This is a genomic window from Acinetobacter sp. GG2, from assembly GCF_000292385.1.
Lineage (GTDB): Bacteria > Pseudomonadota > Gammaproteobacteria > Pseudomonadales > Moraxellaceae > Acinetobacter > Acinetobacter seifertii.
On the sequence record NZ_ALOW01000033.1, the window covers coordinates 1 to 13,229 of the forward strand.

Consider the following 13,229-nt stretch of genomic DNA (forward strand, 5'->3'; position numbering starts at 1 on the left):
ACTGTTACTGACATTCTTGGCGGTGTAACTGGCGGTATTATTGGTGACGGCACATCTCCTATATCTCCAGTAATTGATGTGGTCCAAAGTGGTATCGATGTTCTTCAGGGCGTGGAAACTTTAAAAACTGGTATTATTAATACAGCAATTAATACTGTTGCTGACACTGTAGTTGGCGTACTCCCTCAAACGGAACATCCTGTTACCGATATTGCTCATCTTGGCACTTTAACTTTTGAAACGTCTCACGATACAGTGAATGGTGCGCTTGAGGTTGTATCTGATTTAGTGGGCGGTAATATCCAAGGTGCAACTGATCATGCAACTGGTATTGTCAACACACTCATTACAAATGGTACAACTGCGACTGGTATTTTAACTGACATTCTTGTTGGTGCGACTGGCGCTATTGGCGGCGTAACTGGTGGTGTTGGTGGCGATAACCCACTCGGTGTAGTTACTGATCTTCTTGGTGGTTTAACTGGTGGCAATGCACTTGGTACAGTTACCGATATCATTGGTGGCGTAACTGGCGGTACAGCTGGCAGCAATCCTATTGGCATCGTAACAGATATCGTAGGTAGCTTAACTGGTGGTGTAACTGGCACAGGTAGCTCAGATGTGATTTCTGGGCTATTAGGTGGATTAACAGGTAACTTAGGAGGAGTAACTTCTACAGTATCAAGCGTAACAAATACGGTTCATACTTTAGTTCCTCAATCATTACTTACTGATAATTTCTTAGATAGCTCTTCACACACTCTTTAATAAAATTAAATAAAGCCACTATTTATAGTGGCTTTATTTTTGTATATATTTTTAAAGATTAATTAATATTAATGCATTTCCTGCCATTTATAATATTTCTTATGCGCTAACCCTAACATCGGATAATCATTAGGAGTATCACCATAAGCATAAATAGTAGAATATTTGGTTAAATCATATTTATTTTTTATTCTATTTACTTTTTCTAAATAACCACAATCACCATTAATAAAATGACCAGTCAAGACACCATTATGTATCTCAAGTTGATTACAAATAACATCTAAGTTTAATGACTGACACCAACTTTCTAAATAAACCCCTAACGAAGCAGATACAACAACAACCTGATCCCCTTGCTGTTTATGCCAGAGAATACGTTCTAGTGCATTTTCACGAATACAGGTAGGAATTACTTTATTAGCAAACTCTTGTCCTATATGTTTCAGAGAATCGGCATTATAACCAACATATCCCACCTGACAGAGCTTGGTCCGTATAGTTCTATCCGTTACCCAGCCAAACTTATAGCCCGCAATATAAGGTGCAAGTCGAATACCACCAAGTATTTGAGTTTTCCTGCTCAAAGAAAATTTAAGGAACAAACTAAAAGTATCGTTATGGGTTATCGTGCCGTCAAAATCAAATAAAGCCAGATTCATTTATGATTATCTCTAATATAATTAAAAAGTTATAAATTTAAATTTTTAAAAATTACTAAATAGCAGACACAAAAAAACCGCTATAAAAGCGGTTAATTCTTCAAGTTGGTGCGCTCAGAGAGATTCGAACTCCCGACCCCTTAGTTCGTAGCCAAGTGCTCTATCCAGCTGAGCTATGAGCGCGTAACTTGTATGCCTTTCAGCGATTCGTTCTATTTTACTTGGTGCGCTCAGAGAGATTCGAACTCCCGACCCCTTAGTTCGTAGCCAAGTGCTCTATCCAGCTGAGCTATGAGCGCATTAAGTAAATGGCGGTGAGAGAGGGATTCGAACCCTCGATACCAGTAATAGGTATGCTTCCTTAGCAGGGAAGTGATTTCAGCCACTCATCCACCTCACCGGAACGAGCCGCCATAATACAAACTAAAACCCTATTGTTCAAGTCATCATAGTGAAATTTTCTTGTTTTTTAGTTCAATGAATTATTTTTTAAGCAATTTCCTTATTATTTTCATCTTTTTCGATCAAACGCTTGTTAAGATAGATATTATTTCTTCATTAAAATACAGTAGTGCATACACATTATTGCAAACCTAAACGTGCAGTTCGGGTCTGCATGACTTATGCTAAACTTATCTGCCAAGCGTGAAACCAAAAGACATGACAAAAAACTGGGCTGACCCCGAAGCGAAAGCTGAAGCTGAACGTTATGACAATCCGATTCCAAGCCGTACTCTTATTTTAGATACATTGGAGCAATTGCAGACACCACAATCCCATGCAGAACTTGTTGACCACTTTCATATTCAAGACCAGAAAAGTATCGAAGCTCTTAGTCATCGCTTAAGTGCAATGGTTCGTGATGGTCAAATCATGAAAGACGGGTTTAAGTTTCAGTTGGTGGCAGACCAACCCACTTATGAAGCGACTGTCTATATTAATAGTAAAGGTTTAGGTACCGCTCATATTGACGGGCAAAATGACCTTTTACTTCCTGAACGTGAATTACGCTTAGTCTTTAATGGTGATCGGGTTCGAGTTCGACAGACATCAGTAGATCGTAAAGGTAAACCGTGGGGTTTCATTACCGAGGTTCTACAGCACCGTGTAAAACAGTTAATTGGTAAATTGTCTATACACGACGGTGAATACTTTATTCAACCTAATAATCCAAATCAGCACCAACCGATTCCATTAGAAAAAGAATTAGTTGCACATGCCAACGCAAATGTTGGCGACATGCTTCGTATTGCTATAGATACCTACCCAACCCGTGAAGAGTTTGCAACAGCGCATATTATTCAATCTATGGCAGATAAAGCGGATACCGAAATTATTATCCCGCAGACCATTCTTGAGTTTGGCTTACCTTACGAATTTCCAGATGAAGTTATAAAAGAAGCTGAAAGTTTTAAAGAACCTTCTGCACAAGACCGTGAAGGTCGAGTTGATTTAAGAGATTTAGCGCTTGTCACAATCGATGGTGAAGACGCACGAGATTTCGATGATGCCGTGTATGCAGAAAAACGTCCAGGTGGGGGTTATCGCGTTGTAGTTGCAATTGCCGATGTGAGCCATTATGTGCGCTTAGATTCAGCTCTTAATGAGGAAGCGGAAAAACGTGGTACTTCGGTTTACTTCCCTCATTTTGTATTACCAATGCTACCAGAAGCATTATCAAACGGATTATGTTCACTTAACCCGCATGTAGATCGCTTATGTATGGTTTGTGACCTGAAACTCTCCCGTACTGGTCGTGTAACGGGTTATGAGTTTTATCCATCGGTCATGCATTCAAAAGCTCGTTTGACCTACACGCAGGTAGCGCAATACTTTGACGGCGCAACCGACGCAATTCCAAAAGATCGTGATATTCACAAATCGCTCAATACGCTTTTCCAGCTTTATCAGATTTTGAAAAATTTACGTGCTGATCGTCATGCAATGGAATTTGAAACCATTGAAACGTATATGACTTTTGATGAGCTAGGTGGAATTAAAGAAATTTTGCCTCGCACACGTAATGAAGCACACAAACTTATTGAAGAATGCATGTTGCTTGCTAACGTGGCTGCGGCTGAATATGCATTAGAACATGATGTTCCAATGTTATATCGCGTACACGAAGCGCCTGAGTTCTCACGTATTCAGAAAGTAAAAGACTTTGTAAAACTTCTTGGCTTACCGTTCCCTGACCAACCAACTCAAGCAGATTATCAAAAAGTTATTGAGGCAACTAAAGACCGCATTGATGCGCCAAGCATTCATGCAGTGTTATTACGCTCAATGATGCAAGCTTACTATGGTGCAAAAAATGCCGGTCACTATGGTTTAGCTTATGAAGCTTATACGCATTTCACCTCCCCAATTCGTCGCTATCCAGACTTATTGTTACATCGCGCAATTAAAGCTCATTTAAAACAAAAGCCGTCTCCACTCTCTGGTGCAGCTTTAGATGATGCTGGTGAACATTTCTCTCAAACCGAGCGTCGTGCTGATGAAGCATCTCGTAGTGTAACGACTTGGTTAAAGTGTCACTATATGCAACAGCACTTAGGTGATGAGTTCATTGGTATTGTGAGTGCTGTCACTGAATTTGGTCTATTCATTACTCTTAAAGACTTATATGTCGATGGCATGATTCATATTAGCCAGCTTGGCGATGACTTCTTTATTTATGATCAAGCGAGTCAAAACCTTATTGGACAAAATCGTGGTCAGGTCTTTGGTTTAGGTGATGAAGTTAAGATTCAGGTTGCTGGTGTAAATCTAGAAGAACGTAAGATCGATTTTCAACTTATTCAGCAAGTCACCCATGCTGGACGAGTAGTTCGCAGTCGTGCCCCACGTACAACCAGAACATCAACCCAAGCAACTGAAGAGGTTTTTGGTAAACCACCTACCACTTCAAATGATGGTGAAAAACCTGTCCGTAAAAAGAAGGAAAAAGGTAAACCAAGTTCATATACTAAAAAGTCTGGTAAAAAAACCGCTACTAAAGCAGAGGCTAAGCCAGAAAAAGTAAAGAAAAAAGCGAAACCAAAAAAGAAAAAGTCGAATGCCAAGTCTAAGGCTGACTAATTCATAAATGTTTTTATTCTTTGTTATTAAGCTCCCAAACATGGGGGCTTAATATTTTTAGAACGTTTATTTTCAATTTAAGCTTGATTTCCTGCCTAACAATACCTACATCTAATACTATGTTTAAAAAATAATGTGGCTATTAGCAATGACTTTACAGCAAGCGACTCTACCTACTCCCCGCTTTGACCAAATTACATTAGATAATTTAAAACAAGATATTCAACAAGCGATTCAAGCAGGACAAGAGTTCTTAAACACACTTACAGCTGCACCTTCTGACACAGACCAGCAACTTGCTGTACTTGAACAAATTGATACCCTTGAAAATAATCTCAGTGAATCATGGGGTGTTTTATCGCATTTAAATGCAGTGATGAGTAATGCAGAAACCAGAGAAGTCTATCAGTCACTCTTACCCGCTTTAAGTGAATATTACACTCAACTAGGTCAACATACGGCGCTATATCAGACTTACCAACATATTCATGATGGTCAGAGCTATACAACACTTAGCACTGCGCAACAAAGTGCCATCCGCCTCGCACTACGTGATTTCAAGCTTTCTGGCGTTGCTCTAGAAGGTGAAAAGAAAAAACGCTATGCAGAAATTTCTGCACGTCTTTCGCAGCTTTCTTCTGACTTCTCCAACCACGTACTTGATGCGACACAGGCCTACTTTAAACCACTTACAGAAGATCAGTTAAAAGGTCTTCCAGAAAGTAATATTGAATTATTAAAGCAGTACGGCAAACAGCGCGAGCTTGACCAAGCAGTAGCGACTTTAGATTTTCCAGCTTATTTTGCGGTCATGACCTATGCAGATGATCGCGCATTACGTGAAGAACTATATAAAGCTTATGTCACTCGTGCATCAGATCAGTCTGAACAAACTGAATTTGATAACAGCAAAATTATGGAAGAAATCTTGAGCCTCCGCCAAGAAATGGCAAAACTACTTGGTTTCAATAACTACGCTGAATATTCTCTTGCTAGCAAAATGGCACCTGATGTCAAAACAGTTCACGACTTTTTAGCGGACTTAGCTGAGCATGCACGTACACCTGCTCTTCAAGAAGTTGCTGAGCTACAAGCAATTGCCAAACAAGATGGAATTGACGAGCTCAAACCTTGGGATACGACCTACTATTCTGAAAAACTCAAACAGCAACAGTTCAATTTGTCTCAAGAAGCATTAAAGCCTTACTTCCCTGCTCCGAAAGTCATTCAGGGTTTATTCCATATTGTGCAGCGCTTATACGGCATTAATATCGTTGAACGTGAAGCTCCTGTTTGGCATCCAGATGCTCGTTATTTTGAGTTAGAGGACCAAGGCCAAGTGGTTGGCGGGTTCTTCTTTGATTTATATGCACGTACCGGTAAACGCGGCGGTGCATGGATGAGCGGCTTCCGCTCACGTATGCAAACTGTTCATGGTTTACAAAAACCAATTTGCTATATGGTGTGTAATTTCACTCCACCTGTAGGTAATCAGCCAGCCTTACTGACTCACGATGAAGTTATCACTTTGTTCCACGAATTTGGACATGGTTTACACCATATGCTAACTGAAGTAGATAATATCTCGGTTGCAGGTACTCACGGCGTCGCTTGGGATGCAGTCGAGTTACCAAGTCAGTTTATGGAATTCTGGTCATGGGATAAAGAAAGTCTTGATGTTTTAAGTGAGCACATTGAGAGTAAACAGACCTTACCTCAGGAATTACTTGATGCTTTATTAAATGCGCGTTTCTTCCAATCTGGTATGCAAACTTTACGTCAACTTGAATTTGCACTGTTTGACTTAACTATTCACACAAAGACTCCTGCGTTGAATAGCGAGCAAATCCAAGAGACATTAAATGATATACGCCAACAATATTCAGTAGTACCAACTGTTGATTACAACCGTTTCCAACATAGCTTTAGCCATATTTTTGCAGGCGGATATGCGGCGGGTTACTACTCTTACAAGTGGGCAGAAGTTTTAGCAAGTGATGCATTTGACCGCTTTGAACATGAAGGTATTTTCAACACTCAAACAGGTAAAGAATTCCGTCAAGCAATTTTAGCTGTAGGTGGGAAAGATACTGCTCTTGAAGCATTTGTCAATTTCCGTGGTCGTGAACCCAAAATTGATGCATTGTTACGTCATCAAGGTTGGACGAACGACAACAAAACCGCTTAAACTATGGGCCTAAATTGATCGTGTGGTTAGGGTGATAAAGATGAAAAAACGTTTCATTGCTGGGGCTAAATGTCCAAAATGTGAAGCCATAGATCGGATTGTCATGCTAACCACCGTTGAAGACGAATGGATTGAATGTATCGAATGCGGTTATAGCGAAAATCGTCCGACTCATGTTGATGAACCGGAAACACCGGCTATACCTGATGAAGTTGGAGTAATACAGTTCAAGCCTCGTCGTTCTGACTAAAGGTCTTAAAGATGCCACTACAAAGAAAACAAAACTCAAAACTCTTGTGGATTTTAATTGGGGGCTTAAGCATTCTGGCAGTGCTTTTTTTCGCAGCACAATGGTTTTTTAAAAAAACTGAATCGCCAGCACCGATGGTCGATCCTCATCCTGTATCGACACCTGCTCCTGAAAAACCTACAGCACCCTCAGCAAGTTCTGAGCCTGTCGCTCAAATACAAACTGCTAGCTCTCAGCAGCTTGTGAATGAAGATGTGCTCAAACAGCCTGTTCCAGCTCAAGAATCTTTAGCAAAAGAAGAAGTTTCTAAGCTCAATGATATTAACCATCAACTACAAGATCAGGAAGCGACTTTAAAAGCTCAACATGCTGATGCAGATCAACTTATTAAGCTAAAAGAAGAGCAAGTAAAGCTGCTCGAAGCTCAGGTTAAACAACAATAGCTTTTGCCTAAATCTAAAGATAACGTAAAAAAGCTAGTTCACCTTGAACTAGCTTTTTTTATTAATTAGAAACTGGCTTATTTAAAAACTCACCATAAAAAAACACTCCCTTAAAGAGAGTGTTTTTAGTAGGTTTATACATTTAAAACTATTTGTACCAACCAAAAAGTTTCAGTACTAATGGAGCATAAGTTACCAATACCAACGATGAGAACAAGACAATAATTGGTAATAACCAGCGCTCATATCGGTAATAGAAACTTGTGTATTTCTCTTTTGCTTCCACATCCGCAGCATTGACCTCATCATCTCCAACGGATAACCGTGTTAATAGATGGTTTAAGGCAACTGGTGGTGTTACATAACCAAATTCGAATGCAACCAATACAATCATCCAGAAGTGAATTGGATGAATACCATTTTCGTAAGCTACAGGAGCAATCGTTGCTGCTACTAAAATTACAGCACCAAATGGATCTGTACACATACCGATAATAGCAAGTAACAATGCAATACATGCCAGTGATATATAGATACTACCTAAATGAGTTGGTAATAACTCAACCACTTCAGAGCGCTCAATTAAACCACCTACACTTGCAGACAATGCCATCAAAATAATTAAGGCACCGATATGCCCAACGGTTTCTGATGTCGCAAAACGCAATGCACCACCAAAACCAAGACGGAACTGCGAACTATGCGGATCGTGTGATTGTAAGAACGGAGATTTTTTCTCATGTTCACGAACAATTGCTTCATGAATATTTAAAGCTGGTGTCTCTTTAGGCATCACCAATTTATCGTACAAGATCATCGCAATCAGTACGAGTGGCAGAATTACTGGTGCAGTAAATTCGTTCATTCCGGTATCTAATGCATATTTATAAAATGCAAGAACAACTACTGTAATTAAGATGTATGGAATAACGGGTACGAAAGCTCGTGCCATGCCTGGAAGTGCTACTTTCGGTGAGTTCACACGGAACTTTTCTTCTGCCAAGAAAAGAGATACACCTAAGAAAATAAATGCAGTTAACCAGAATACGTAAATACCATGTCCAAATAATTCATCAGATGTAACATGGCGACTGTCTAGCATGGCAATTAAAACGACCAATAGACATGGACGTACCACAACACCTAATGAACCTGACATTGCAGATACAGCAAGTGCATACTGACGGCGAGCACCTGCATTCCAAACTTCCTTATAAATAATCGCACCGGCCGCAATAACGAAAATCCCTGATGCACCTGTATAAGCTGTTGGTACAGCAGCAGCAATCAGAATTAACCAAGTTAAGGTTTCTGGCGCTAAGTTCCATGGACGAAGTACATTTAAGAACAAGTCCATAACACGTGTTTGTGTAAGCAACATACCTGCCCAAATAAATAAGGCAAGATTTAAGAAAATACCTGAGAACTCAACCAACAAACCAAGGTAAATCCCTTGCCCCATTGGATAGTCCATAAAGAATGTGAAGACAATACCTGTAATTAGTGCCATATAAGCATATAAAGGCACAGAGAGTAAGGCTAAGCCTATGTTACCGCCTTCACGTTTTGGTGGAGGTGAAACAAATAATTGATACAGACTAATTAAGCTCAGAACAACAAACAGAATCATCCATATCCAGTAAATCGTTACTGTTTCATAAGTAGGTGTTACCCCAGAATTAATGACAGAACGATACTGGCTAATCACAGAAAAACTTAGTAGTGCATTACCAAGCAACATAAAGAGAGAATAAACTTTGTAATCAATTTTTGTTGCTGGATTACGCAAGCCAATATGGTGATATTTCAATGATGCAGTAATTGCAGAAATTAAAACCATAAAGACCAGTAAAATGGCACGGTTCTCTGTACCAAATTTAAATATACCGAAGAAACCCGTTTCAATCGTACGATATGTACGTACTCCCGGATTTGCCTCAATATATTTAATAGTTTTATCGTAGGCCTTATATTTATCTTCACATTGCTGCTGTGCGGCTTGTAAGGATGCACGGACATCACTTTCTGAGGCAGCACCAAAGAAGCTTGCGAAATCATCAGATGCATTCGCTTTCATTTGCTCTTTTACTTGAGCATCAATATTTGGATTTCGATCACAAGATGGCTTTTCAGGTTCAGCACGCAAAAATGAATATTGCATGCCTATCGCAGGGTCACCATAAAGGCGCTCCCCGATACGTAATAATTGCCCGTGGATCATTTCCCCGGTACCAATTATCAGCGTCATTAATAGCAAAATGAGGATTACGAATGTTGAGATCCATTCGTTCCATATATAACCCAGCAGACCTAATCCAGATCTTTTTTCTTGATATTCTTGCATAAATATTCCAATTTTGTTCTCTCAAATCCCTCATAACAAAGGCTCTGAGTCATGCAATTTCCTTGGTCAGGGGTATCGTCCATCCCCTTTCTACCAATCCCTTTATTCAACGATCAAATTTGCATCAAACTTTATGAATAAAGAATGACTAAAATCTCTTTTTTAACAGTTTGTATTGTCAATCTTCCTACTTGAATCTCTGTATAAGCCAATAGCATCCCCCAAAGATTGCACCGCCTATCGCACCATACAAATGAGCTTCGGTTAAAACAGGACTACCAATCAGTTGTGCAGTGCCCGTTTGTCCAAAGGTGTTTTCCCAAACCAGTTTGGCAATAATTAGCCCTAAAACTAACAATGCAAAATTCCGTTCTTTGCGATATTGCAAATAAACTAGAGCAACGGCTGTATACATCCCGTGAAGTACTCCAGATAGACCTGCATATGCATCGATATAAGGCAAATAAAAATAGAACACCAAGCTAATAAATGGTGGTAGAAGAAAAAGAAGAATTAAGATGTGCCACACTTTGGTATGTGGAAATATGAAGGGCAAACACGCAAATGCCATCATATTTAAAAGGAAGTGAATCCACCCCACATGTACCCAATGCGCTGTCCACAAACGCCAAAACTCACCAAGTAAGCTTTCACGCCAATAAATAAAATAATCTGGAAATACTTGTAGACATGCAGAAACAGAAATGCACCCTGCGACCAAAAGCACTTTTTTATTGAGCACATGATCCTTCATAGCACACTCCTTTTAAAACTAGACTCCTTACGATTAATACGAAAAATAAGTAGCAACGCAAGGAGTTAGTTTCTTCAGATCTTTTTATTGTGCAGGTGCAGTTGCTGAGTCTGCTGGAACTTCTGATGCAGCCCCACCGTCAAATAACTCATCCAGTTCTGCTGAACCCTCGTTTTTCTCATCCCAGAAATGAGACATACCGCCGTCACCTGTACGAACGCCTGTATGCTCAGTCCAATAGCGGTCAGAAATACCACGAACAATTAAACCAGCCATACTATCGATTAACTTAAAGTTCGGATTAACTGGTTTATCATCTGCTTGAGATGCTGCATAAGTTTTTAATGCATCACGGATTTTGGCATCGTCACCACTTGCTTGTGCAGCTACAGCATAGAGTGCGTGAGACAAACGAACACCTTTTTGTTCACCAATTTGCACTGACTGTTTTAAAGTCTCATACGGGTCTGGCTTACCTTCATTAGCTCCTGGTAATAAAGTCCAGATCACCGCACGTGTTGCATTTGGTGCTCCCCAAAACTTTTGGTTATCAAGACAAACCATGCCACGCTCTACGATAGCAGCAATATCTTTCGGAACATTGACAGAACCACCTGAGTTAATGTCATTTGTTACTGCTTGAAGACCACTGATCATTCCAAGTAGATATACAGTCTGATCGGTGTCACTACGCATAGTTGGACAAGAGTCACCTAAATGGTACTTATATTTAGATTCCCAACGATCAGCGAATAATTTATAGCCCGTATATTGCCGCTCTGCAGCAATTGCAGCCCAACGCTTCTGCGCAATACGTGCATCTTGAGCTTCTGTTACTTGTCCTGCTTTTGAAGCGCGCAAATAACGTAACTCCTGTTCTAATGCTTGGTTTTCCGCACATACACCTGAAGCAGCATACATTAAGACAGCAACACGAGTAGGATCTGCACCCATCCCTTTAGTCGACATGATTGCAGGAGTTAAGGCACTACCAGTATTACAAACCATTTCAGCATCTTGCATTGCCAAAATAGGTGGAACAACGTGCTTTTCCGTAAAACCTAAAGCAACATTTGCTCCGCTTTTCACGACGTATGAACAACCTGATAAAACTGAAGCTGCAAGAAAACTCATCGCCAAACCTTGGCTTATTTTTTGGACTTTAGACATCTTCCTGTCCTCGATGTAATTTGTTTTTTCCTTTTCAGATGTACATTAGCAGATGCATATCTTGAATAAAAGAGTAATTACTCTAATTGTAGCGCTTATACTTTGACACACTTCACAGGAGATAAAATTGACAGTTTTTCAGGGAAACAAAAATTTTAGGCAAAAAAAAGTAGCATTGCGACGGTTCAGCACATGCTACTTATTAACTGGGATAAGCTTTTAACGGCTTATATTATTGTTGTTCTATATAATCCTTGAGTAAAGTTCCTGCTCTTCCTACTACTACAGCCATAACAACTGCAATTAACAGAAACATCCACATTGAAATCTCCATGAGAGACCTCCTTACTACATTCGCACCCAGTAAAAACCGGACACTTGATGAAATGAATCGATTAATCAATTAAACTATTGACTGACCGACGACCTTTGCATCCTCTGTCTCTTAACTTTGCTAAGATTAGCTTTATTAAGATGTTCCCTGAGTAAAGTTCCTGCTCTTCCTATCACCACTGCCAGAATGATGGCAATGACCAAGAACGACCATGTTGGCATCTCCATTTGAGACCTCCGACACACTTTACGTTGGTGTTTGTACTTTAACCGATAGAATAATAACCATATTGAGAAATTGTCGGACAATTAGCTTTCTTGCTATTTTTTCTGTATTTTAACTAGACAATTTATATTTTCTAAATAGAAATAAATCTTAATTAATTGATTTTTAATATTTTTAAATAAATATACAAATGTAGAATTGTCTAACAATTAATAGAATTTTTCTAAAGTCTTAAGCTGTTTCCATTGAGATAAGGACATTTGATCAAACCAAATAACAGAAGTTAATGTTTTATCACCCTTAAAATAGACCACTATGAAAATCTGAGAATCAATTATTTTTAAAATTTCTACACGAGAAATGGTTTGTTCTGAATGAAAGCTAAGTGACCATAATTTCTGATCTAAATAAGCAATTTGAACGAGCTGTGGTCGCTTTAAAAAGAAAATAAAACTTATAAATAATAAACAGACCGTAACTAACCACCAGAGTATTGGTATCAGCTGATAAAACAGAGCTGCTAAACATAGGCCAATAAAAAACTGAAATATAATCGAAAAACGGCTATATTTCAGTTTAAAATTCAATTGGTTGATCAAAACTAATCAGCCATGAACATAATGCTTTAATTTATGAATAAAATCACGTAATTCTGTACGCGGCGGTTCAGATACTTCCATAAACCAGTCAAGTAAATCAGGATCTTCCTGCTCTACTAATTCAGCAAACAATGCTTTTTCTGCTGGATCTGCCTTTAAATAATAATTTTTCACATACGGGTCAAAATAGACATCAATTTCCTTCAAACCGCGGCGTGCGCGATAAACTACTTTACGTTCTTCCAAGGTCATTTCTTCAGACATTTATTTCCCCATCTGCGTTGATAGTGCGCCTAGTTTACCTGATCACATAAGAAAGTTCGCTAAAAATCTCAAATTGACCAAACTTATCACTTCATAGCTATAAATGAGCATTCATCACATTGTTAGACCTAATGAGCTTGCCTTATG

General features: G+C 39.2%; 10 protein-coding genes, 3 tRNA genes and 1 pseudogene. 5 read left to right on the top strand and 9 right to left on the bottom strand.

Annotation, left to right across the window (positions count from 1 at the left end; genetic code table 11):
* Window positions 1-768 (top strand): annotated as a pseudogene (locus B554_RS18960) (hypothetical protein); the annotation flags it as partial.
* Between the two features lie 68 nt (window positions 769-836).
* Here B554_RS18960 and B554_RS0108775 read toward each other — a convergent pair.
* The 4 genes from B554_RS0108775 to B554_RS0108790 form a co-directional block, all read right to left on the bottom strand.
* Complete coding sequence (locus B554_RS0108775) at window positions 837-1,430, bottom strand: HAD-IB family hydrolase (RefSeq protein ID WP_019457772.1); 594 nt, start codon at window positions 1,428-1,430, stop codon at window positions 837-839.
* A 106-nt stretch (window positions 1,431-1,536) separates the two neighbouring features.
* A tRNA-Arg gene (locus tag B554_RS0108780) sits at window positions 1,537-1,613 on the bottom strand.
* 39 nt (window positions 1,614-1,652) lie between these two features.
* A tRNA-Arg gene (locus B554_RS0108785) sits at window positions 1,653-1,729 on the bottom strand.
* Between the two features lie 10 nt (window positions 1,730-1,739).
* Window positions 1,740-1,830: transfer RNA gene (locus B554_RS0108790), tRNA-Ser, on the bottom strand.
* A gap of 260 nt (window positions 1,831-2,090) precedes the next feature.
* On the opposite strand from B554_RS0108790, the gene rnr reads away from it, so the two are divergent.
* The 4 genes from rnr to B554_RS0108810 all read left to right on the top strand — a co-directional run bounded on the left by rnr (window position 2,091) and on the right by B554_RS0108810 (window position 7,392).
* Window positions 2,091-4,511 (top strand): ribonuclease R, encoded by a 2,421-nt coding sequence (gene rnr, locus B554_RS0108795; RefSeq protein ID WP_019457773.1) that lies wholly within the window; start codon window positions 2,091-2,093, stop codon window positions 4,509-4,511.
* Between the two features lie 133 nt (window positions 4,512-4,644).
* Window positions 4,645-6,699: a M3 family metallopeptidase gene (locus B554_RS0108800; RefSeq protein ID WP_019457774.1), complete on the top strand. Its 2,055-nt coding sequence runs from the start codon at window positions 4,645-4,647 to the stop codon at window positions 6,697-6,699.
* Window positions 6,700-6,739: 40 nt separating this feature from the next.
* Window positions 6,740-6,949, top strand: a complete 210-nt coding sequence (locus B554_RS0108805) for a YheV family putative zinc ribbon protein (RefSeq protein WP_004711830.1) — start codon at window positions 6,740-6,742, stop codon at window positions 6,947-6,949.
* A gap of 11 nt (window positions 6,950-6,960) precedes the next feature.
* On the top strand, window positions 6,961-7,392 hold the full coding sequence (locus B554_RS0108810) for a hypothetical protein (protein WP_019457775.1): 432 nt from the start codon (window positions 6,961-6,963) through the stop codon (window positions 7,390-7,392).
* Between the two features lie 148 nt (window positions 7,393-7,540).
* Here the strand turns inward: B554_RS0108810 and B554_RS0108815 are convergent, their stop codons facing one another.
* From B554_RS0108815 to B554_RS0108845, 5 genes are all read right to left on the bottom strand, one after another.
* Window positions 7,541-9,736 carry a TRAP transporter large permease subunit gene (locus tag B554_RS0108815; protein WP_019457776.1) on the bottom strand — a complete coding sequence of 732 codons (2,196 nt, stop codon included), beginning with the start codon at window positions 9,734-9,736 and terminating at the stop codon, window positions 7,541-7,543.
* A 187-nt stretch (window positions 9,737-9,923) separates the two neighbouring features.
* Entirely contained in the window at window positions 9,924-10,490 is a 567-nt protein-coding gene (gene rrtA / locus B554_RS0108820) for a rhombosortase (protein WP_019457777.1), read from the bottom strand.
* Window positions 10,491-10,574: 84 nt separating this feature from the next.
* Window positions 10,575-11,660 carry a hypothetical protein gene (locus B554_RS0108825; RefSeq protein ID WP_019457778.1) on the bottom strand — a complete coding sequence of 362 codons (1,086 nt, stop codon included), beginning with the start codon at window positions 11,658-11,660 and terminating at the stop codon, window positions 10,575-10,577.
* Between the two features lie 768 nt (window positions 11,661-12,428).
* Window positions 12,429-12,818 (bottom strand): hypothetical protein, encoded by a 390-nt coding sequence (locus B554_RS0108840; protein WP_019457780.1) that lies wholly within the window; start codon window positions 12,816-12,818, stop codon window positions 12,429-12,431.
* 6 nt (window positions 12,819-12,824) lie between these two features.
* Window positions 12,825-13,082 (bottom strand): succinate dehydrogenase assembly factor 2, encoded by a 258-nt coding sequence (locus tag B554_RS0108845; protein WP_002049719.1) that lies wholly within the window; start codon window positions 13,080-13,082, stop codon window positions 12,825-12,827.
* Window positions 13,083-13,229 lie beyond the last annotated feature (147 nt).

Bases quoted from the DNA above. Each gene is read 5' to 3' on its own strand.
- B554_RS0108845 (WP_002049719.1), bottom strand. From the start codon at position 13,082: ATGTCTGAAGAAATGACCTTGGAAGAACGTAAAGTAGTTTATCGCGCA.
- B554_RS0108775 (WP_019457772.1), bottom strand. From the start codon at position 1,430: ATGAATCTGGCTTTATTTGATTTTGACGGCACGATAACCCATAACGAT.
- B554_RS0108805 (WP_004711830.1), top strand. From the start codon at position 6,740: ATGAAAAAACGTTTCATTGCTGGGGCTAAATGTCCAAAATGTGAAGCC.
- B554_RS0108810 (WP_019457775.1), top strand. From the start codon at position 6,961: ATGCCACTACAAAGAAAACAAAACTCAAAACTCTTGTGGATTTTAATT.
- rrtA (WP_019457777.1), bottom strand. From the start codon at position 10,490: ATGAAGGATCATGTGCTCAATAAAAAAGTGCTTTTGGTCGCAGGGTGC.
- B554_RS0108825 (WP_019457778.1), bottom strand. From the start codon at position 11,660: ATGTCTAAAGTCCAAAAAATAAGCCAAGGTTTGGCGATGAGTTTTCTT.
- B554_RS0108800 (WP_019457774.1), top strand. From the start codon at position 4,645: ATGTGGCTATTAGCAATGACTTTACAGCAAGCGACTCTACCTACTCCC.
- rnr (WP_019457773.1), top strand. From the start codon at position 2,091: ATGACAAAAAACTGGGCTGACCCCGAAGCGAAAGCTGAAGCTGAACGT.
- B554_RS0108815 (WP_019457776.1), bottom strand. From the start codon at position 9,736: ATGCAAGAATATCAAGAAAAAAGATCTGGATTAGGTCTGCTGGGTTAT.